The following is a 20202-nucleotide window of genomic DNA, read 5'->3' as shown; positions in this document are numbered from 1 at the left end:
GGATCAGGTTACGACGATGTCGACTGACCCGACGCATTCGCGAGCAGGATCGCTCCCACATTGAATGGGTGTGTACAAAATAGTCGTGCATAAAAAAGCGCCGCCATCCCGGCAGCGCTTTGACCAATCCCTGTTGTTCTTCTTATCCTTCCATTACAGCCCACAATGCATCCAGTTCGGCCTCGCTGAACAGGCCAGCGGGGTAACGCTCGATCATCGTCCGGCGCGGATCAGGTTCCCTGATCTGACGCGTTCCATTGGACTTCAACCAGTGCGCGACAATCTGGAGCGATTCGCCGTTAACGGCCATGGGATGCAACGTCCGCTCGCTGACTACGTTCACTTCGGCGTTCATTTCAGCGCTCTCTCCCCGTTCATGAGCGGCTAAGTTATCCAAGGTTTATGACAGAACTGTTGAAGTTCTCCCCCCTCCCTAGTGCACGGGTGATGAATACAAGAGCTATGCCAAGGTTTCGCATTTGTCGACAAGCGGATACAAAGAAGCCCGCAATCCAACCGGGCTGCGGGCTTCTTCACATGCATAGCGAGCTAATCACTGCTCGGCCGATTTGTTAATCAACTCAAGCTGTTACGACTCAACTCACTCTTTGTGTGGTGCGGGTTGCTGTTGGGTAAGGCAGTGGATATTGCCGCCACCCAGTAACAGTTCGCGGCCCGGCACCATTACCACTTCGTGCTGCGGGAATAGTTTCTGCAGGATTTCCCTGGCCGGGGCATCCATCGGATCGTCGAAGCTCGGCGCGATGATGCCGCCATTGACGATCAGAAAGTTCACGTAGGAGCCGGCCAGGCGCACGGACGGATTGCGCTCCTGCGTGCCGTCCACCGGGTCGACACCATCGCACTCTTCTTCGGTCGCGTACAGCGGCCCCGGAATCGGCATTTTGTGCACCGTGAACGGGCGACCTTTGGCATCGGTGCTGCTTTGCAGGACTTTCATCGCAGCCTGGCAGCGCGGGTAGTTCGGATCCTGTGGATCGTCGGTCCACGCCAGCAGCACTTCGCCCGGACGCACGTAGCAGCAGAAGTTATCCACATGGCCGTCGGTTTCGTCGTTGAACAAACCGTCCGGCAGCCAGATGATTTTATCCACAGACAGATTGGCGCTGAGCACCGCTTCGATTTCTTCGCGGCCCAGGTGCGGGTTGCGATTGCGGTTGAGCAGGCATTCTTCGGTGGTGATCAGCGTGCCTTCGCCGTCGACGTGAATCGAACCGCCTTCGAGCACAAAACCTTCAGTGCGATAACGCGGGCTACGCTCGATCTCGAGGATCTTGCCGCCGACCTGCGAATCACGATTCCACGGCGAATACAGACCACCGTCGAAACCGCCCCAGGCGTTGAAGTCCCAGTTCACACCGCGCACTTCGCCGCTGTTGTTGATGACGAAAGTCGGGCCGCTGTCGCGTACCCAGGCGTCATCGCTGGACATCTCGACTACGCGGATATTCGGTACGTCGAGGCGCGCGCGGGCGTTTTCGTATTGGCCGGCGGACACGGCCACAGTCACTGGTTCGAAACGTGCGATGGCTTTGGCCACCGCAGCGTGTGCGGCTTGCGCCGGTTTGCCGCCCAGACGCCAGTTGTCCGGGCGCTCGGGCCAGATCATCCAGGTCTGCGTTTGCGGCGCCCACTCGGCCGGCATGTGAAAGCCGTCGGCGCGCGGGGTACTTTTCAAGGTGGTCATCGGGATCAGGACTCCAGGGAACCGTCGAGGGTTTTCAACGCACCGTACAGGTTCGGACGGCGGTCACGGAATGAACCCCACGCGCTGCGAATGTGTTCGAGCTCGTCGAGGTTGAAAGTGTGCACAAGAATACCTTCTTCGGTTTTATTCAGCTCCTGCACTTTTTCGCCGAACTGGTTGGCGATGAACGAAGAGCCGTAGAACGTGATGTCGTAGCCGTCCTGTTCTTCATTGCCGATGCGGTTGCTGGCGATCAGCGGCATCAGGTTGGCGCCGGCGTGGCCCTGCTGCACCCGCTGCCAGTGATCGCGCGAGGAGATGCTCTTGTCGTGCGGCTCGCTGCCGATTGCGGTCGGGTAAAACAGGATTTCCGCACCTTGCAGCGCCATGCTGCGCGCGGCTTCCGGGAACCACTGGTCCCAGCAGATACCCACGCCGATCTTCGCGTAACGGGTGTTCCACACTTTGAAACCGGTGTCGCCCGGGTTGAAGTAATACTTCTCGTGGTAGCCCGGGCCATCCGGGATGTGGCTTTTACGATAAATCCCGAGGTTGCTGCCGTCGGCATCGATGATCGCGATGCTGTTGAAACGTGCGCGGCCGGCCAGTTCGTAGAAGCTGATCGGCAGGACTACCTGCAGCTCTTTGGCGATTTTCTGGAAATGCTTGATCGCGACGTTGTCTTCCACCGTCGTCGCCAGTTGCAGGTAATCCGGGTTCGGCTTCTGGCAGAAATACGGCGCCTCGAACAGCTCCTGAATCAGGATGATCTGCGCGCCTTTGGCGGCGGCTTCGCGCACCAGCCTTTCAGCGATTTCGAGGTTGGCTTGCAGATCCCAGGAACAGGCCATCTGAGTGGCGGCAACGGTAACGATACGGCTCATGAATCATCTCCGGGCAAGTGCTTTGACGGTCGACAATTCGACCGAAAAGAAAAATGCGCGCACCGGACATGAGATCACCAAGCCGGAGCAATGGCGACTTTATAGCCGATAAATATCGGCTTTAGAAGCTTGTTAAATGCATTTCGTCTAAATAAATTCAATAAAAGCCGATACAAATCGAATTAGAAACCCAAAACAAATGTGGGAGCGAGCCTGCTCGCGAAGGCGTTTATTCAATCAACACCGTTGTTGAATGAGAAACCGCTTTCGCGAGCAGGCTCGCTCCCACAGGGGTCAGTGTGCGTGCTTACAGACCTTCGCTGAGGACTCGGTCGAGCATGTCGACAAAGAAATCCACACTCTTACGCGACGTCACCATCGGTGGCTTGATCTTGAGAATGTTCAGATCATCCCCAGTCGGCTGCATGAAAATCCCCAACTCGCGCAGGCGATCACACAGCAACACCGTCTCCTCGGTCGCCGGCTCCAGCGTCTCGCGATTGCGGATCAACTCAAGCCCGAGATAGAACCCGGAACCGTGCACCGCGCCCACCAGCGGATGTTTATCGATCAGCGCTTCGAGTCGCGCCTTGAAGTGGCCACCGACCACCTGCGCGTTCTCCCAGAGCTTTTCTTCTTCCATCACATCCAGCACCGCCATGCCGATCTGGCAACTCACCGGGCTGCCACCCGCCGACGAGAAGAAATAACCCTCGGCCTCCAGCGCTTCGGCGATTTCCCGGCGAGTGATTACTGCACCCAGCGGTTGACCGTTGCCCATACCCTTGGCCATGCAAATGATGTCCGGCACCACGCCCTGCTCTTCAAAGCCCCAGAAGAAATGGCCCATGCGCCCGTAACCGACCTGCACTTCGTCGGCGATGCACACGCCGCCCTGCGCGCGCACCAGCCCGTAAACCTGTTTCAAATATCCCGGCGGCAGCGAGATGCCCCCGGCATTGCCATACACCGGCTCGCAGATGAACCCGGCCAATTGGCGCTTCTGCTCGGCGAGTTTTGCCAGGTGATGCTCAACGCTGCGCACGTAATCCGGCGCCGAATCGAGGCCGCGGAATTCACCGCGATAGGTGTTTGGCGCAGGCACCGGATGCACCCAGTCCGGACGGCTTTCCAGGGCTTTCGGGTTGTCGGCGACCGAGGTCGATACCGCATCGGCGCCGACCGTCCAGCCGTGATAGGCCTCAAGCACACTGATCATGTCGCGCCCGCCGCTGTAGGCCCACGCCAAACGAATCGCCAAGTCATTGGCCTCGCTGCCGCTGTTGACCAGAAACACCCGATCCATGCCTTCCGGCGCGAGTTTCAGCAAGCGCTCGGAGAATTCGGCGACCGCCGCATAGTTGAACCGCGAGTTGGTGTTCAGTAATGACCATTGGCGGGCGGCGACAGCGGCCATGCGCGGGTGACCGTGACCGAGCACCGCCACATTGTTGAGCATGTCGAGATAGGAGCGGCCCTGCATGTCGATCAGGTGATTGCGCCAGCCGCGCTCAATGCGCGGCGGGTCGACGTAGTAGTGTTTTTGCGTGCGGGCGAAACTGGCATCGCGGCGTTCGAGTAACGTTTTCGCGTCCAGCTCCGGCTCGGCATCGCAGGCCAGCCCCAACAATCCGGCTGGCGATGGGCACAGCGCCTGCCAAGCCGGAGCATGCGTCGGTGTGCAAAACAACGGCGCATCGAGCTGCGCGCCCCGGCACAACTGCACCCGTAACGGGCCGCTCACCGCGCCGAACACCTGACCTTTGACCAGCGCCGCGCCGCTGTGCAGCGAAGGTGTCACGCCCCACAGGCGCACGCTGAGTTGCGGACCATCCAGTTGCAGCACACCGTCTGCGGCCTGATGCACGACGCCAGCGAACGGCGCCTCCACGGTGGTGCCATCGGGCACGCGCAATTCCACGTGCAGCGGGAAGGTATCCGGTTCAACGGCACTTTCGGGACGAGTGCGCGACAAACGGTACTGACCATAACGGCTCGCCGCCAAACCATGCGCCACAGCCGCTTCAGTCAGCAGGCGCTGGTCGATACCCTCCTGCTCCCAATTGCCAGCGTCGAAATGCGGACTCAGTACGCCAAGATCGATCAGCGCAAATTCGCGTCCGACCAGACCGGGCAACAATGGCGCAAAACCTTCACTCTCAATCGCCGGCAAAGCCTGTCCCACCGCCGCCAGAATCGCCGCCTCCATCAACGCCTGAGGCACCGATGTCGCCACGCGGAAAATCTCCCACTCATGGGTAAGGTTGTCCCGGCTGTACGTATTCGCCGGGTCGATGCTGACTTGCTGCTCGCCACTGAGCACCAGCACCGCCGCGCGCGCCACTATCAAAGGCCACAGCGCTTGCAACTCTTCGTGTTGCAGTGGGTTGACCGCGTGGTAGGCCTGCACCGCCGGCAGGATGACAAACGGATCACCACCAGCGTGATGCAGCAACGCCGCACACGTCACTGACAGATCGGTGATGCGCCAGGTGCGCACCAGATCGCCAAAGTCGATCACGCCCTGCAACTGCCAGTGACGCTGGGCATCGCGCGCCCAGACGGCGTTGTCATCGGTGATGTCCATGTGAATCGCCTGCACCGGCAGCTTGTCCAGCAACGGCTGCAAACGGCGCTCGGCCTGAGCGGCGGCCTCGGCGATCAATGTGCGTTGCTGCTCGTCCTTGATCACCGACAGCAGATGGCTGATCAGAGCACTGGCGTGGCGCGCATCCCATTGCAACGTGCGCTCAAGGCCCGGATGATCGAAACCGGCCAGCGCCAGATCCATCTCACCGCAGAGCCGGCCAAACCCCGCCACTACGTCGCGCCCCAAGTGATCAAGATGCGTGAGCGGCTGGCCCTCGATGTAATCCAGCAGCCGCACATGGACGGCTTCGCCGCCGACCTCGAGTGACAGCAGATCCTCGCCATTATTGGCCGCGATCACCCGTGGCACCGTCACCGCCGAGTGCTCGGCCAGGTACTTGAGGCCGGCATGCTGGGCTTGCAGCTCCACCAGAGCGTAATCGCCACGGCAGATTTTCAGCACGAACCGACCGCGCGGACTGTCGACGCGAAAATTCAGATCCTGCTGGCTGCCGAGCGCCTGCAGCCTGCCGCTGAGCCCGTAATGCTCCGCCAGCCATTGCTGGGCCTGCTCTGCAGAAACCTGCGGGCTGGGCAAACTGGCGCGATGAATCAACGTGGCGAGCGGCATGAAACGACCCCTGAAATTTTATTAGGCGCCTATATCGCCATTGCTTGGCAGGATCCGCAACCCCCATCCACGAAAAGGCGTCAGGGCTATTTGTCTTCCTGCACTCGCGCCCTCCGGCACTTTGCGCAAGAATGTCGACCATTAACACTGGCCTATGGAAACCCCATGAATGTAATCACCACCGACCTGCCCGGTGTCCTGATCATCGAACCCAAGGTGTTTGGTGACGAGCGCGGGTTTTTCTACGAAAGTTTCAATGCCAAGGCTTTTCAGGATGCAACGGGGCTGGACACACAATTCGTTCAGGACAACCACTCGCGCTCGCAAAAAGGCGTATTGCGTGGTCTGCATTACCAACTGCAAAACACTCAGGGCAAACTGGTCCGCGTAACGGTCGGTGAAGTATTGGATGTCGCCGTGGACATTCGCCGCAGCTCACCGCACTTCGGAAAATGGATGGCCGTGCGCCTGTCGGCAGACAACCATCGTCAGTTGTGGGTCCCGGAAGGTTTCGCCCACGGGTTCGTCGTGCTGAGCGAGTTCGCCGAATTCCTCTACAAGACCACCGACTACTACACGCCGTCGGCAGAACGCAGCATTCGCTGGGACGATCCGGATCTGGCCATCGATTGGCAACTGGACGAAGCCCCGAAGCTGTCCGCCAAGGATCAGGCTGCAGCCTTCTTCAAGGACGCTGACGTCTTCGCCTGAGGCCGGGCATAATGCGCCTGTCCCTACAGGCGCTTCCGGCTCATGAAACCAACCCTTCCCCGCAGACCTCGCTGGCGCAGCCTCGCGCTGCTGGCCCTGTGTCTGGCGCCGCTGTTGTGGCCGCTGGAACATCTTGCCGAGCGCTATTACCGCAGCGAACTGGCCGGCCAGAACCGCCAGACCCTCGACCTGTACGTCGCCAACCTGCTGGGCACCCTGCACCGCTACGAAGTGTTGCCGCAGATTCTCGGCGACCTTCCCGCTCTGCGCGCGGTACTCGGAGCGCCGGACGACGGCGTCACCCAAGGCAATGCCAATCGCCTGCTGAAGAATATTGCCGCGCAGACTGGCGCCGAAGTCATGTACCTGATGGACACCAGCGGGCAGACGCTGGCAGCATCGAACTGGGACAAGCACGACAGTTTCGTCGGCCGTAATTTCTCCTTCCGTCCGTACTTCAGCGAAGCCATGGCCGGGCGCCTCGGGCGCTTCTTCGGGCTCGGCACCACGTCGGCCAAGCGCGGTTATTTCTTTGCCGCCGCCGTGCGTAACGGCGAAAAAATCATCGGCGTGCTGGTGATCAAGGTTGACCTCGACCACACCGAAAGCCTCTGGGGCAAAACCCCGGAACAACTGTTGGTCACCGACCACAACGGCGTGGTCATCCTCACCTCGCGCCCGGAATGGCGTTTTCGCTCAACCCGTAATTTGAGCGACAGCGAGCGCTCGGCGATCACCGCGATCCAGCCTTACCCGACCCGCGAGCCGCGCCCACTTAACCTTAGCCCGACGGCGTGGCTGATCCAGACCCACGACATTGCCGAAACCGGCTGGAGCGTCAGCATCCTTGCCCCGCGCACGCTGATCGACCGTCCAGTGCGCACCGTGGTCGCCATCGGCGGCGCCACGCTGCTGGTGCTGATGTTGTTGCTCGGTCTGATGATGCAGCGCCGCCGGCATTATCTGGAGCGCATCGCCTTCGAGGCCAAGGCACGCCGCGAACTTGAGGGCCGCGTGGCGGAACGCACCAGCGACCTCGAAGGCCTCAACCGACGTTTGAAGGAAGAAGTGCTGGAGCGTGAACAGGCCCAGCAGGAACTGGTGCGCGCCCAGGATGACTTGGTCCAGGCCGGCAAGCTATCGGCGCTGGGGACCATGTCAGCGAGCATCAGCCACGAACTCAATCAGCCGCTGGCAGCGATCCGCAGCTACGCGGAAAACGCCGAAGTGCTGCTCGATCATCAGCGCACCGACGACGCTCGCGGCAACCTCAAACTGATCAGCGAACTGACCGGGCGCATGGCCTCGATCATCGCCCACCTGCGCGCCTTTGCCCGCCGCGATCGCCACGCGCCGGAAAGCGTTGCCCTGCAACCAGCGCTCGACGATGCCTTGGCGCTGCTGGCCAAACGGCGCCGGAGCATGGAAGTCGAGCTGATCCGCGATCTGCCGGCCGCCACGCTGTGGGTCGAGGCCGGGGAAACGCGCCTGCGTCAGGTGCTTGGCAATCTGCTCGCCAACGCCCTCGACGCGCTCACCGAAAAAGGTCCGCCGCGCAAACTCTGGCTGAGTGCCGAATCCACCGCCGAGGGCGTCAATCTGTACATTCGCGACAACGGCCCGGGCTTTTGCATGGAGGCCCTCGGCCGCGCCAGCGAGCCCTTTTACACCACCAAGACCCGTACTCAGGGTCTGGGGCTGGGGTTGGCCATTTGTGAAACGCTGATGCGCGCCTTCGGTGGTGAACTGTCGTTCGCCAACCACAAGCAAGGTGGCGCCTTGATTACCCTGCGACTGCGCGCCGGTGCGCCCGGGGTCAGCCTGCAACCGTCCGAGGATCGAAGTGCATGACCATCGACAATCGCATTCAGGTGGTGTTGATCGACGACGATCCACACCTGCGTCAGGCCCTCGGCCAGACACTGGATCTGGCCGGTCTGAAAATTTTGCCGCTGTCCGAAGCCAAGGGGCTGGCCGCACAGCTTGAACGCGACTGGCCGGGCGTGGTGGTGAGCGACATCCGCATGCCGGGTATGGACGGCCTGGAATTGCTCAGCGAATTACACGCGCAGGATCCCGAACTGCCGGTGCTGCTGATCACCGGCCACGGTGATGTACCGCTGGCGGTGCAGGCCATGCGTGCCGGCGCTTATGACTTTCTCGAAAAACCTTTCGCCAGCGATGCGCTGCTCGACAGCGTACGCCGCGCGCTGGCCCTGCGCCGCCTGGTGCTGGACAACCGCAGCCTGCGTCTGGCCCTCAGCGACCGCAATGAATTGAGCGCGCGTCTGGTCGGCCATTCGACGCCGATGCTGCGCTTGCGTGAGCAGATCGGTGCGCTGGCCGCGACCAAGGCTGACGTGCTGATCCTCGGCGAAACCGGCGCCGGCAAAGAAGTGGTCGCCCGTGCGCTGCACGATTTGTCCAGCCGTCGTAATGGCCCGTTTGTGGCGATCAACGCCGGCGCACTGGCCGAGTCCGTGGTGGAAAGCGAACTGTTCGGCCACGAACCCGGCGCCTTCACCGGCGCGCAGAAGCGCCGGATCGGCAAATTCGAATTCGCCAATGGCGGCACGCTGTTTCTCGATGAAATCGAAAGCATGAGCATGGACGTGCAGGTTAAGTTGCTGCGCATGCTGCAAGAACGCGTGGTCGAACGCCTGGGCGGCAATCAATTGATCCCGCTGGACATCCGCGTGATTGCCGCAACCAAGGAAGACCTGCGTCAGGCCGCCGATCAAGGCCGCTTCCGCGCCGACTTGTATTACCGCCTCAATGTCGCGCCACTGCGCATTCCACCGCTACGCGAACGCGGCGAAGATGCGTTGGTGCTGTTCCAGCATTACGCCGATGAAGCCAGCGCCCGCCACGGCCTGCCGCCCCACGAACTGCAACCGGCACAACGCGCCTTGCTGTTGCGCCACACCTGGCCGGGTAACGTGCGCGAACTGCAGAATGCCGCCGAACGTTTCGCCCTCGGTCTGGAACTGGCACTGGATAACAGCGGCGCCGAAGGCACTGGCAACACACCGGTTGAAGTCATCAACGGCGGTCTCAGCGAGCAAGTGGAAAACTTCGAGAAATCGTTGATTGCCGCCGAACTGGCGCGCTCTCACAGTTCAGTGCGCAGCCTCGCCGAAGCCTTGGGCGTGCCGCGCAAGACCCTGCATGACAAGTTGCGCAAGCATGGCCTCAACTTTGGCGATAGCAGCCATGGGGATGAAAACGAATGAGCACTGACAGTCGCTATCTGGAATCGGTCCTGCATCACGACATTCCCCTGACACGGGACATGGGGCTGAAGGTGCTCGACTGGCATGCACACCAATTGAGTCTGCATCTGCCACTCGAGCCGAACGTCAATCACAAGAGCACGATGTTCGGCGGCAGTCTTTACTGCGGTGCGGTGCTGGCCGGTTGGGGCTGGTTGCATCTGCGTTTGAAGGAAGAAGGCATCACCGACGGGCACATTGTGATTCAGGAGGGGCAGATCAGTTATCCGCTGCCGGTCACGGGCGACGCCACGGCAATCTGCCCGGCGCCGGACGCGAAGGTGTGGAGGAAATTTCTGGCGATGTATCAGCGTTATGGGCGGGCGCGGTTGACGTTGAGTACGCGGATCGTCAATCAGGGCAGCGAAGAAGACGCCGTGACATTTACCGGGCAGTACGTTTTGCACCGCTGAAGATCAACGGCCCCTCACCCTAACCCTCTCCCCGAGGGAGAGGGGACTGATTGGGGGATGCTTCAGACGTACACCGACCTGATGGCGCTTTGCTGAATCCCTAATCGACCTCATCTTTCAGGTCGATGTATGACGCAAGACAACTCGGTCGGCTCCCTCTCCTGGGGGAGAGCGATGGGGTGAGGGCGATTGCCGATCAGCCCACTTAACCGCGAGCCAACTCCAACAATCTGGAACGCCAGGCCGCCTTCGCCGGCAGCGCCAAAAAGAACTCGTTCAACAGCGATTCCCGCGCCGGATAGCAGAACGCATCCCCGCGCAGATCCAACACTTCACCGCCCGCTCCTTCCAGCACGCCTTGCGCCGCCGCCGTGTCCCACTGCGAAGTCGGCGCCAGTCGCGGATAGCAATCCGCTGCGCCTTCCGCCAGCAGACAAAATTTCAGCGAGCTACCAATGTTCGCCAATTGCAGCTCGCCCAGACTTGCACTCAGCCCTGCCAGCAGACGCTCCTGCTCGGGACTCGAATGCCGCCGGCTGGCCACAACCGTAAACGCCTCGCCCGGCCCCGGCACGTCTCGCACCTGAATCGCAACCGGCGTGCCGCCCTCGTCGCAGCGCCACGCACCAAGCCCGGCACCGCCAACGTAGAAACGACCATTGGTCGGCATCGACACCACACCAAACACCACGCGACCGTTTTCGATCAGCGCGATGTTCACGGTGAACTCTTCGCTGCCACTGATGAACTCCTTGGTGCCATCCAGCGGATCGACCAACCACCAGCGCTGCCAACCCGCGCGTACGCTCTGGGGGATGTTGGCGTCTTCTTCCGACAACACCGGAATGCTCGGATCCAGCGCCGTCAGCCCGGCGAGAATCAGGTGATGCGCGGCCAGATCCGCCGCCGTCACCGGCGATTCATCGGACTTGGCCGTGACTTCAACGCCGGCGCGCCAGAACGGCAAGATCGCCTCGCCGGCCTGCAAGGCCAGTTCAATCACCGGCGCCATCAACGGATGGGGAAACTTCATCGACATTTCACTCATGCTGGAAAGAATCCGCGATCGGTCAGCAGATCGCGGGTCAAATACAGTGCAGCCAATGCACGGCCTTCGGAAAACTGCGGATTGAGCGCCAGCGACGACAATTTGCGCAGGTTCACCTTGTCGACGCGCATCGGCTCTGGCTCGTCGCCTTCCAGCCGCTCTTCGTACAAATCGGTAGCCAGAACGACCTGGATCTTCTGGCTCATGTAACCGGGCGACAGCGACAGCTCGGTCAGATGCTCCAGTTGTCGCGCGCCAAATCCGGCTTCTTCCTTGAGCTCCCGCTCGGCTGCCGCCAATACGTCTTCGCCCGGTTCGATCAAACCTTTAGGCAAGGACAGTTCGTACTCATCGGTACCGCCGCAATATTCCTCGACCAACACCGCGTGTTCGGCATCCAGCATCGCCACGATCATCACCGCGCCGTAGCCCGCACCTTTGCCGACCAGACGCTCGTAAGTGCGTTCCACGCCATTGGAAAAGCGCAGTTTGAGTTCTTCGACGCAAAACAGACGGCTGGTGGCGACGATCTCGCGGGCAAGTACGGTGGGTTTCTGGCGCATGCAAAGCTCCTTGGCGTGAACGCGCTACTATAACGCGGCTTTCCCGATTGTTTATGTCGGATATCTTTCTACCGTTCGAGACGTTGCCATGCCTTCATTACCGTGGTCCGACATCGATACCGTTCTGCTGGACATGGACGGCACGCTGCTGGATCTGCACTTCGACAATCATTTCTGGCTGGAACACCTGCCCCAGCGTTACGCCGAACTGCACGGGGTCAGCCGGGCCATGGCCGAGATGGAATTGCAGCCGCTGTTCGAACGCCACGCCGGCCAGTTGCAGTGGTACTGCCTGGATTTCTGGAGTGCCGAGTTGAAGTTGTCGGTACGTGAATTGAAGCTGGAAACCGCGCACCTGATTGCCTTGCGGCCGGATGCCGATACCTTTCTGGAAGCGATCAAGCGCGCCGGTAAACGGGTGATCATGATCACCAACGCGCACCGCGATTCACTGTCGCTGAAGCTGGAACGGATTGAGCTGGCGCCGTATTTCGAACGGCTGATCAGCTCGCATGATTATGGGTTTCCCAAGGAGAACCCGCAGTTCTGGGATGCCTTGCAGGCGGACATCGGCTTTGATCCGGCGCGCAGTCTGTTTATCGACGATACCTTGCCGATTCTGCGCAGTGCGCGGGATTTTGGCGTGGCACATTTGCTGGCGGTGAAAGAGCCGGACAGCCGCAAGGGGCCGAAGGACACGGCTGAGTTTGCGGCGGTTGAGGATTACCGCAATCTGATCGCTGGCCTTTGATCTTTGTAGGAGCTGCCGAAGGCTGCGATCTTTTGATCTTGTTTGGAAAAATCAAAATCAAAAGATCGCAGCCTGCGGCAGCTCCTACAGGAGTGTTGTGTTACTCAGGAATACGCAGTGTCTGCCCCGGATAGATCTTGTCCGGATGAGACAGCAGCGGCTTGTTGGCCTCGAAGATCTTGTTGTACTGGTTGGCATTGCCATACACGGCGAGGGAAATCGCGCTGAGGGTGTCGCCTTTTTTCACCACGACAAACTTTGCTGCAGCCACCACCGGGCCGGTCACGGTGATCTGATCATCCACGCTGCCAACTCCGGCAATATTGCCCACCGCCAGCAAAATCTTCTCTTTCTCTTCCTGACTCGCGACTTCACCGGTGACGGTCACTTTGTCGCCATCCACCGTTGCCTGCACATTCGGATTGCCCAAGCCGACCTTGCTGATGTGTTCCTTCAACTGCTCACTGGCATTGGCGTTGCCCGGGGTCAGCAGATCGATCAGCTTCTCACCGGCTTCTTTTACAAAACTTAAAAGACTCATCGTGGTTCTCTCCATGGAATAAAAGGATCAGTCGTCCAAGCCTAGACCACCGCAGACAAACCCGGTTCCAAGCCGACCAATGACCCTGCCACCGCGCAAGCGGTAGAATCCCCCACCCCTGCCAGCGCCCGGAGCGAAGATGGACATCAAGCAGCTGAAATTCCTCATCGCCCTCGACGAAACCCGCCACTTCGGCCAGGCCGCCGCGCGTTGCCATATCACCCAGCCAACGCTGTCGATGCGCCTGCGCAGTCTTGAAGAAGAACTCGACCTGCCACTGGTCAACCGTGGTCAGCGTTTCGAAGGTTTCACCGCGCCGGGCGAGCGCGTGCTGGCGTGGGCACGTTCGGTGATGGCGGCGTATGACGGTTTGCACGCGGAAGCGGCGGCGTGTCGCGGCAATCTGATCGGCACGCTGAGGCTGGGCGTGGTGCCGCTGTCGAGTTTCGATCCGCTGCCGTTGATGCAACGCCTGCACAGCGCCCACCCGAATTTGCGCTTTGAAATGTCGGCGCTGAGTTCCGAGCAGATCCTCGAGCATTTGGCGAATAACCGCATTGATCTCGGCGTGTCTTATCTGGATCGTCTGGATAACGAGCGCTTCGAATCCCTGGCCTTCAGTGAAACGCGCATGGGCCTGCTTTACGATCAGCGCTCATTCACATTTGGCGACGCCGCGTTGAGTTGGCAGTCGCTGATCGAACTGCCGTTGGGCATGCTCACCAGCGGCATGCATTTTCGCCAGTCCATCGACCACAACTTCCACAGCCGCGGCCTGACTCCACAACCGTTGCTACAAACCGATGCCGTGCATCAATTGTTACAAGCCGTGCACGGCGGTTTTTGCTGCGCGATCATGCCGCTGGACGGCGGCCTGGAAAAACTCACCGATCACCTGCGCCTGCAACCGATCGAAGACGCCCAGACCCTCGCCCCGCTGGGCCTGATCATGCGTCGCGGCGCCCCACGTTCCGCGCTGGCGGAAGCCTGTTTCGCGCTGTATCGAGAATCACCAACAGCCTCTTGATCGACGGCATCTATCGATAGATCGACACTAGCGATTAGACGCGACAACTTGCCGCGCCTAGTCTTAACGTTGATCAAACCGTCGGTGATGCCATGAACGCCAAGCGCCCAGCCTGCGCGGCGCCTGCACTCGAAACGCCCGCGCCAGCCGCCAGCCAGACCTACAGTTACAGCGATTTACCCCGTGAGGAATCGGCCAGCACCGCGCTGGCCGAGGAAGTCGCGTTGGCGATCGCCTACAACGGCATCAGCCAGGCGGTGATGTTGGTGACGCCGACCGACCTTGAAGACTTCATCGTCGGTTTCAGCCTCGGCAGCGGCATCATCATCGACGCTACTGACATTTATGACCTGCAACTGACCGGCGCCGGCTCCGCGCAATATGCGCAAGTAACCATCGCCAATCGCGCGTTCTGGAACCTCAAGCAACAACGTCGACAAATGGCCGGCACCAGCGGTTGCGGATTGTGCGGCGTTGAAGCGGTCGAGCAAGCACTGCCCGATCTGAAGGTGTTGCCCGGTGCGCCGTTGCCGCCGATTGAATGGCTCGACGGTTTGCGTCAGCGCATCAGTGCATTTCAACCTTTGGGCCAATACTGCGGTGCGGTGCACGCGGCGGTATTCATGAACGCCAGCGGCGAATTGCTACTCGGCCGCGAAGACATCGGCCGGCATAACGCCCTCGACAAGCTGATCGGCGGACTGATCCGCCAGAAGATATCCACAGAAGGCGGCCTAGCGATTGTGACCAGCCGTTGCAGCCTCGAATTGATCCAGAAAGTCTTGCGTGCCGGCATCCAGACGCTGGTCAGCCTGTCCGCGCCCACGGGCCTTGCCGTGCAATGGGCCCGTCGACACAACCTCAATCTCATCCACCTGCCGCAGAAAAGTGCGCCGCGGGTGTACAGCCCCGCGATGGAGAATCAAGCGTGAGCCAACATCATCAAGCCGACCAGAAACCTGTCCCGCGCTATAAGCCTTACAAAGGTGCCGCCGGCGGCTGGGGTGCCCTGATCAGTGTGGCTCAGGCCTGGTTGACCAGCGACAACGCGCTGAAGAACCTGCGCATGATGCTCAAGACCAACCAGAACGGCGGCTTCGACTGCCCGGGTTGCGCGTGGGGCGATTCGCCGGAAAGCGGCATGGTCAAGTTCTGCGAGAACGGCGCCAAAGCGGTGAACTGGGAAGCAACCAAGCGCCGCGTGGACGCCAAGTTCTTCGCCAAGCACAGCGTCACTTCGTTGCTGGAGCAGAGCGACTACTGGCTCGAGTATCAGGGACGCCTGACCGAGCCGATGGTGTATGACGCCGAAACCGATCGCTACAAGCCGATCAGTTGGGACGACGCCTACACCCTGATCGCCAAACACCTGCAAAGCCTGCCGAGTCCGGACCTGGCCGAGTTCTACACCTCGGGTCGTGCCAGCAACGAGGCGGCTTACCTGTATCAACTGTTCGTGCGCGCCTACGGCACCAACAATTTCCCTGACTGCTCGAACATGTGCCACGAGGCCAGCGGTGTGGCGTTGGCGCAAAGTGTCGGCGTCGGCAAAGGCACCGTGACCTTCGACGATTTCGAACACGCCGATGCGATTTTCGTCTGGGGCCAGAACCCGGGCACTAACCACCCACGCATGCTCGAACCGTTGCGTGAAGCGGTGAAACGCGGCGCGCAAGTGGTGTGCATCAACCCATTGAAAGAGCGTGGCCTGGAACGCTTCCAGCACCCGCAACACCCGATCGAAATGCTCACCAACGGTGACAAACCGACCAACACCGCGTATTTCCGCCCGGCACTTGGCGGTGACATGGCGCTGCTGCGCGGCATGGCCAAGTTTCTCCTGCAGTGGGAGCGCGATGCGCAGAAGGCTGGCGAACCTGCCGTGTTCGATCACGATTTCCTCAACGCCCACAGCGCTAACGTGCTGGAGTATCTCGGCGTGGTCGATGACACGCCGTGGGAACAGATCGTCGAGCAATCCGGCCTGACCCTCGTCGAAATCGAGCAAGCGGCGCGCATGTACGCCAAAGGCAAGAACGTCATCATGTGCTGGGCGATGGGCATCACCCAGCATCGCCATTCAGTACCGACCATCCAGGAAATCGCCAACCTGATGCTGCTGCGCGGCAACATCGGTAAACCCGGTGCTGGTCTGTGTCCGGTGCGCGGCCACAGTAACGTGCAGGGCGACCGCACGATGGGCATCAACGAGCGTCCGCCAGTGGCGTTCCTTGATTCGCTGGAACGACGCTTCCAGTTCAAGGTGCCGCGTCATAACGGCCACAACGTGGTCGAGGCAATCCATGCGATGGCCGAGGGACGCGCCAAAGTCTTTATCGGTCTGGGCGGCAACTTCGCCCAAGCCACGCCGGACAGCCCGCGTACCTTCGCCGCACTGAGCAATTGCGACCTGACCGTGCAGATCAGCACCAAGCTCAACCGCAGTCACCTGGCGCACGGTAAAGACGCGCTGATCCTGCCGTGCCTCGGCCGGACCGACATCGATATCCAGACCGAAGGCCCGCAAGCGGTCACCGTGGAAGACTCCTTCAGCATGGTTCACGCCTCCAACGGGCAGTTGCAACCGCTGTCGAACCAGATGCGCTCGGAGCCGTCGATCATTGCCGGCATCGCTGCCGCCACACTGGGTAGCAAACCGGTCGACTGGAACTGGCTGGTGGCCGATTACGGGCGCATCCGCGAACTGATCGCCGACACCATTCCCAATTTCAAAGAGTTCAACGAGAAGATCAAAAACCCAGGCGGCTTCTACCTCGGCAACAGCGCTGGCGCGCGCAAGTGGAACACACCGTCGGGCCGGGCCAACTTCCGCGCGAACATGCTGCCCAAAGATCTGGTACACGAACGCACCCGCGCCACCGGGCAGCTACCGGACCTGATCTTGCAATCGATGCGTTCCCACGATCAATACAACACCACGATTTATGGTCTCGACGACCGTTATCGCGGAGTGAAGGGCCAGCGTGATGTGCTGTTTGCCAACGAGGCCGACATCATTCGTCTGGGCTTCCGTCCGGGGCAAAAGGCCGACATCGTGTCGCTGTGGGACGATGGTCGTGAGCGTCGGGTGAAGGGCTTCACCTTGCTGGCGTTTGATATTCCGGCCGGGCAAGCGGCCGCGTATTACCCGGAAGTGAATCCGCTGGTGCCATTGGAGAGCACCGGGGATGGCAGCCATACGCCGACGTCTAAGTTCATTGCGATTCGGTTGGAAGCGGCGAGTGAGACTGGGTTGATCATGGCCAAATCTGCTTAATTCAAAATCAAAAGATCGCAGCCTTCGGCAGCTCCTACACCGGTTCCTGTAGGAGCTGCCGAAGGCTGCGATCTTTTCGCTTCTGCTTTTCAAACGCCCACAAAAAAGGCCGCTTTTTCACAAAAGCGGCCTGTCCGAAGTAGCTAAAGACCGGTGAAAAACGGTTAAGTTCCGCTGATAAAACAGCAACTTGCAAAATTGTATACAAGTCGTGTTATTCGTCGGATTTCGATTGTCACGCTTGTTACACAGCCTCAGGATCGGCGCCGTCATCCCTTTGAGGCTCCTCTATGAAGTTCTCCTCGATTCTCTTGTTGTCCCTTGGCCTGGTCAGTGGCTTTGCGTCTGCTGGCGGCACCACCGAAGCAGGTGTGGGCGGCGCATTGGGCGGGGTTCTTGGCTCGGTCGTCGGTCAGTCCTTAGGCGGCAATACAGGTTCCACCATCGGCGCAGCCTTGGGCGGTGCGGGTGGTAGCGCGGTCGGCGCCGACAAACGCAGCCGTGGCGAAGCCGCCATCGGTGGTGCGCTGGGCGCAGCCGGCGGTAACGTAGTCGGCCGCAGCATGGGCGGCACCACCGGCAGCCTGATCGGCTCCGCAGCAGGTGGCGGCGCCGGTGGCGCGCTGGGTAACTACATGGGCAACAAAAGCGATGACGATGATCGTCGTTACGACCGTCGTCACGATGATCGTCGCTACTACCGCGACGGCCACCCAGGTCGCGGCCATGCCTACGGCCACCGCAAGCATCACAAGTACTATCGTCACCGTTAAGGCGAATGCTTGAAGAAAAATCGCAGCCCGAGGGCTGCGATTTTTTTTGCCTTTTTTAAACCACAAGGTATTCCAGTGCCTGCCGCAGCTTGGCGGGAATCGGCACTGGCTGGTTACTCGCCCGATCGACGAATACATGAACGAAGCGCCCGGCCGCGCAGGCCTCGCTATCGCCGACCTTGAACACCGCCAACTCGTATTGCACCGAACTGTTGCCCAATTTTCCGACCCGCAGACCGACCTCGATCAGATCAGGAAAGGCAATCGAGGCGAAGTAATCACACGCCGAACTGACCACAAACCCCACCACCTCGCCATCATGAATATCCAGACCACCGACCTGTATCAGGTAAGTGTTCACCGCCGTGTCGAAGAAGCTGTAGTAGGTGACGTTGTTGACGTGACCGTAGGCGTCGTTGTCGTGCCAGCGTGTGGTGATGGGCTGGAAGTGTGGGTAGTCGGTGCGCTGAGGGGTGGACATGGTTGTGCTGGTTCTCTTGTTTTTTCAGTGAGGCTGCTTGCCCTCACCCTAGCCCTCTCCCAGAGGTAGAGGGGACTGACCGAGGTGTTCTCTCGAAATACACCGACCTGAATTGCCGAGCCGAACGCGAAAGGCACAGAGATCGGCTCCCTTTCCCCCTCGCCCCCTTGGGGGAGAGGGCTGGGGTGAGGGGGTAAGATTTTGACTTCAACACTAATCCTGAGCAAACCGCCCACCCTGCGCCGCCAACTCACCAATCAACCGCGCCGGTTTCCACTGATCGCCCTGACGCGTCTCCAGCGCCAGCAAGCGCTGATGAATATCCGCCAGCCCCTGCTGATCCGCCCAGGCCATCGGCCCGCCCTTGTCCGCCGGGAAGCCGTAGCCGTTCAGGTACACCAGATCGATGTCGTGTGCAGACTCGGCAATGCCCTCCTGCAAAATCTTCGCACCCTCGTTGACCAATGCCAGAAGACTGCGCTCCAGGATCTCCTCAGGACCAATCTCGCGGCGCTGGAAGCCCAACCCTTCGCTGACCTGCAATACCAGCGCATCGACCTCAGGATCGTGCTCGGCCTGACGACTGCCCGGCTCGTAATGGTAATAACCGTTGCCAGACTTCTGGCCAAACCGGCCCATCTCGCACAAGCGGTTGTCCACCTGAACCTCTGGCGCATCCTGGCCCTTGCCGGCCAATTCGCGCGCACGCCACTCCAGATCGATGCCGACCACGTCGTACATGCGAAACGGCCCCATGGCAAAACCGAAACCTTGCAGTGCCGCGTCGACCTGCTGTGGATAAGCGCCTTCGAGCAGCATCTTGCGCGCCTCCAGGACATACGGATGCAACATGCGATTGCCGATAAAGCCGTGGCAGTTGCCCGACACCACACTGACCTTGCCCATGCGTTTGCCCAGCGCCAGCGCCGCTTCCAGCACCGCCGCGGAAGTCTGCGCACCGCGAACGATTTCCAGCAATTTCATGATGTGCGCCGGGCTGAAGAAATGCAGACCCAGCACCTGCTCCGGACGCCTTGTCGCCGCAGCAATCGCATCGATATCCAGCGCCGATGTATTGCTCGCCAACAGTGCTTCAGGCTTGAGCAAGCCATCCAGCTCACGAAAGATCTTCTGCTTCAGCTCAAGATTTTCGTACACCGCCTCGATCACCAGATCGACATTGCGAATCGCCGGGTAATCCGCCGCCGCACTGACCCGAGCGATACGTGCATCCGCCTCGGCCTGATCAATCCGGCCCTGGCGCACGTTGTGTGCATAAGTCTCGGCCACTGTGGCGAGCGCCTGTTCAAGCATCTGTGGATTGTTATCCACCCACTGCACGTTCACGCCGGCATTGGCCAGACACATGACAATGCCCCGGCCCATCGTGCCCGCACCGATCACTGCGGCCTGCTGAATATCGAAGGATGTCTGGCTCATGTTGTTCTCTTGTTGGCGATCCAAAGACAGACCTCAACCATAGTCAGCCAACGACGGTTTTTGAAGTTTATTACCGTGATGATCGACATTCAG

General features: G+C 60.3%; 18 protein-coding genes. 9 read left to right on the top strand and 9 right to left on the bottom strand.

The window, feature by feature from the left end; genetic code table 11:
- Positions 1-142 precede the first annotated feature (142 nt).
- The 4 genes from AC3IUF_RS01440 to AC3IUF_RS01425 all read right to left on the bottom strand — a co-directional run bounded on the left by AC3IUF_RS01440 (position 143) and on the right by AC3IUF_RS01425 (position 5812).
- Entirely contained in the window at positions 143-355 is a 213-nt protein-coding gene (locus tag AC3IUF_RS01440) for a hypothetical protein (protein ID WP_007909115.1), read from the bottom strand.
- A gap of 246 nt (positions 356-601) precedes the next feature.
- Positions 602-1708, bottom strand: coding sequence for an agmatine deiminase (aguA, locus tag AC3IUF_RS01435; RefSeq protein WP_414894993.1), 1107 nt, complete (start codon positions 1706-1708; stop codon positions 602-604).
- A 5-nt stretch (positions 1709-1713) separates the two neighbouring features.
- Positions 1714-2592: an N-carbamoylputrescine amidase gene (aguB, locus tag AC3IUF_RS01430; protein WP_095113946.1), complete on the bottom strand. Its 879-nt coding sequence runs from the start codon at positions 2590-2592 to the stop codon at positions 1714-1716.
- A 307-nt stretch (positions 2593-2899) separates the two neighbouring features.
- On the bottom strand, positions 2900-5812 hold the full coding sequence (locus tag AC3IUF_RS01425; protein ID WP_489280163.1) for an aminotransferase: 2913 nt from the start codon (positions 5810-5812) through the stop codon (positions 2900-2902).
- Between the two features lie 165 nt (positions 5813-5977).
- Here AC3IUF_RS01425 and rfbC point away from each other — a divergent pair, with 165 nt between their 5' ends.
- From rfbC to AC3IUF_RS01405, 4 genes are read left to right on the top strand one after another with little or no spacing between them, the layout of a single operon-like run.
- Positions 5978-6523 carry a dTDP-4-dehydrorhamnose 3,5-epimerase gene (gene rfbC, locus AC3IUF_RS01420; protein ID WP_007909101.1) on the top strand — a complete coding sequence of 182 codons (546 nt, stop codon included), beginning with the start codon at positions 5978-5980 and terminating at the stop codon, positions 6521-6523.
- A gap of 42 nt (positions 6524-6565) precedes the next feature.
- Positions 6566-8374, top strand: a complete 1809-nt coding sequence (locus tag AC3IUF_RS01415; RefSeq protein WP_007909099.1) for a sensor histidine kinase — start codon at positions 6566-6568, stop codon at positions 8372-8374.
- Positions 8371-9756 (top strand): sigma-54-dependent transcriptional regulator, encoded by a 1386-nt coding sequence (locus AC3IUF_RS01410; protein WP_007909097.1) that lies wholly within the window; start codon positions 8371-8373, stop codon positions 9754-9756. Before AC3IUF_RS01415 ends, AC3IUF_RS01410 begins: the two co-directional genes overlap by 4 nt.
- Entirely contained in the window at positions 9753-10208 is a 456-nt protein-coding gene (locus AC3IUF_RS01405) for a YiiD C-terminal domain-containing protein (protein ID WP_007909095.1), read from the top strand. Before AC3IUF_RS01410 ends, AC3IUF_RS01405 begins: the two co-directional genes overlap by 4 nt.
- Positions 10209-10413: 205 nt before the next feature.
- Here AC3IUF_RS01405 and cysQ read toward each other — a convergent pair whose 3' ends face one another.
- Positions 10414-11247, bottom strand: a complete 834-nt coding sequence (gene cysQ, locus AC3IUF_RS01400; protein ID WP_095113985.1) for a 3'(2'),5'-bisphosphate nucleotidase CysQ — start codon at positions 11245-11247, stop codon at positions 10414-10416.
- 5 nt (positions 11248-11252) lie between these two features.
- Positions 11253-11819, bottom strand: coding sequence for an ADP compounds hydrolase NudE (gene nudE, locus AC3IUF_RS01395; protein ID WP_007909093.1), 567 nt, complete (start codon positions 11817-11819; stop codon positions 11253-11255).
- An 88-nt stretch (positions 11820-11907) separates the two neighbouring features.
- Here nudE and yrfG point away from each other — a divergent pair, with 88 nt between their 5' ends.
- Positions 11908-12570: a GMP/IMP nucleotidase gene (gene yrfG, locus AC3IUF_RS01390; protein WP_007909091.1), complete on the top strand. Its 663-nt coding sequence runs from the start codon at positions 11908-11910 to the stop codon at positions 12568-12570.
- A 100-nt stretch (positions 12571-12670) separates the two neighbouring features.
- On the opposite strand, the gene lysM is transcribed toward yrfG, so the two are convergent.
- Complete coding sequence (lysM, locus tag AC3IUF_RS01385) at positions 12671-13111, bottom strand: peptidoglycan-binding protein LysM (protein ID WP_007909089.1); 441 nt, start codon at positions 13109-13111, stop codon at positions 12671-12673.
- Between the two features lie 139 nt (positions 13112-13250).
- On the opposite strand from lysM, the gene AC3IUF_RS01380 reads away from it, so the two are divergent.
- The 4 genes from AC3IUF_RS01380 (at position 13251) to AC3IUF_RS01365 (ending at position 18188) form a co-directional block, all read left to right on the top strand.
- Positions 13251-14138, top strand: a complete 888-nt coding sequence (locus AC3IUF_RS01380) for a LysR family transcriptional regulator (RefSeq protein ID WP_007909077.1) — start codon at positions 13251-13253, stop codon at positions 14136-14138.
- Between the two features lie 92 nt (positions 14139-14230).
- Positions 14231-15070: a formate dehydrogenase accessory sulfurtransferase FdhD gene (gene fdhD / locus AC3IUF_RS01375; protein WP_007909076.1), complete on the top strand. Its 840-nt coding sequence runs from the start codon at positions 14231-14233 to the stop codon at positions 15068-15070.
- Positions 15067-17415: an FdhF/YdeP family oxidoreductase gene (locus AC3IUF_RS01370; RefSeq protein ID WP_077570248.1), complete on the top strand. Its 2349-nt coding sequence runs from the start codon at positions 15067-15069 to the stop codon at positions 17413-17415. The genes fdhD and AC3IUF_RS01370 overlap by 4 nt, the downstream gene beginning before the upstream one ends.
- Positions 17416-17705: 290 nt before the next feature.
- Positions 17706-18188, top strand: coding sequence for a glycine zipper domain-containing protein (locus tag AC3IUF_RS01365; RefSeq protein WP_007909074.1), 483 nt, complete (start codon positions 17706-17708; stop codon positions 18186-18188).
- 55 nt (positions 18189-18243) lie between these two features.
- Here AC3IUF_RS01365 and AC3IUF_RS01360 read toward each other — a convergent pair whose 3' ends face one another.
- The gene (locus tag AC3IUF_RS01360; RefSeq protein ID WP_007909073.1) at positions 18244-18669 is read right to left on the bottom strand and encodes an acyl-CoA thioesterase; all 426 of its coding nucleotides are present in this window, start codon (positions 18667-18669) and stop codon (positions 18244-18246) included.
- Positions 18670-18882: 213 nt separating this feature from the next.
- The gene (locus tag AC3IUF_RS01355; protein WP_489280161.1) at positions 18883-20109 is read right to left on the bottom strand and encodes a 3-hydroxyacyl-CoA dehydrogenase; all 1227 of its coding nucleotides are present in this window, start codon (positions 20107-20109) and stop codon (positions 18883-18885) included.
- Positions 20110-20202 lie beyond the last annotated feature (93 nt).

Source organism: Pseudomonas sp. KH_040 (genome assembly GCF_057839305.1).
Note: the sequence above shows the minus strand (reverse complement) of the source record. Positions and strands in the feature narration are given on the sequence as shown.

Bases quoted from the DNA above. Each gene is read 5' to 3' on its own strand.
- AC3IUF_RS01440 (WP_007909115.1), bottom strand. From the start codon at position 355: ATGAACGCCGAAGTGAACGTAGTCAGCGAGCGGACGTTGCATCCCATG.
- aguA (WP_414894993.1), bottom strand. From the start codon at position 1,708: ATGACCACCTTGAAAAGTACCCCGCGCGCCGACGGCTTTCACATGCCG.
- aguB (WP_095113946.1), bottom strand. From the start codon at position 2,592: ATGAGCCGTATCGTTACCGTTGCCGCCACTCAGATGGCCTGTTCCTGG.
- AC3IUF_RS01425 (WP_489280163.1), bottom strand. From the start codon at position 5,812: ATGCCGCTCGCCACGTTGATTCATCGCGCCAGTTTGCCCAGCCCGCAG.
- rfbC (WP_007909101.1), top strand. From the start codon at position 5,978: ATGAATGTAATCACCACCGACCTGCCCGGTGTCCTGATCATCGAACCC.
- AC3IUF_RS01415 (WP_007909099.1), top strand. From the start codon at position 6,566: ATGAAACCAACCCTTCCCCGCAGACCTCGCTGGCGCAGCCTCGCGCTG.
- AC3IUF_RS01410 (WP_007909097.1), top strand. From the start codon at position 8,371: ATGACCATCGACAATCGCATTCAGGTGGTGTTGATCGACGACGATCCA.
- AC3IUF_RS01405 (WP_007909095.1), top strand. From the start codon at position 9,753: ATGAGCACTGACAGTCGCTATCTGGAATCGGTCCTGCATCACGACATT.
- cysQ (WP_095113985.1), bottom strand. From the start codon at position 11,247: ATGTCGATGAAGTTTCCCCATCCGTTGATGGCGCCGGTGATTGAACTG.
- nudE (WP_007909093.1), bottom strand. From the start codon at position 11,819: ATGCGCCAGAAACCCACCGTACTTGCCCGCGAGATCGTCGCCACCAGC.
- yrfG (WP_007909091.1), top strand. From the start codon at position 11,908: ATGCCTTCATTACCGTGGTCCGACATCGATACCGTTCTGCTGGACATG.
- lysM (WP_007909089.1), bottom strand. From the start codon at position 13,111: ATGAGTCTTTTAAGTTTTGTAAAAGAAGCCGGTGAGAAGCTGATCGAT.
- AC3IUF_RS01380 (WP_007909077.1), top strand. From the start codon at position 13,251: ATGGACATCAAGCAGCTGAAATTCCTCATCGCCCTCGACGAAACCCGC.
- fdhD (WP_007909076.1), top strand. From the start codon at position 14,231: ATGAACGCCAAGCGCCCAGCCTGCGCGGCGCCTGCACTCGAAACGCCC.
- AC3IUF_RS01365 (WP_007909074.1), top strand. From the start codon at position 17,706: ATGAAGTTCTCCTCGATTCTCTTGTTGTCCCTTGGCCTGGTCAGTGGC.
- AC3IUF_RS01360 (WP_007909073.1), bottom strand. From the start codon at position 18,669: ATGTCCACCCCTCAGCGCACCGACTACCCACACTTCCAGCCCATCACC.
- AC3IUF_RS01355 (WP_489280161.1), bottom strand. From the start codon at position 20,109: ATGAGCCAGACATCCTTCGATATTCAGCAGGCCGCAGTGATCGGTGCG.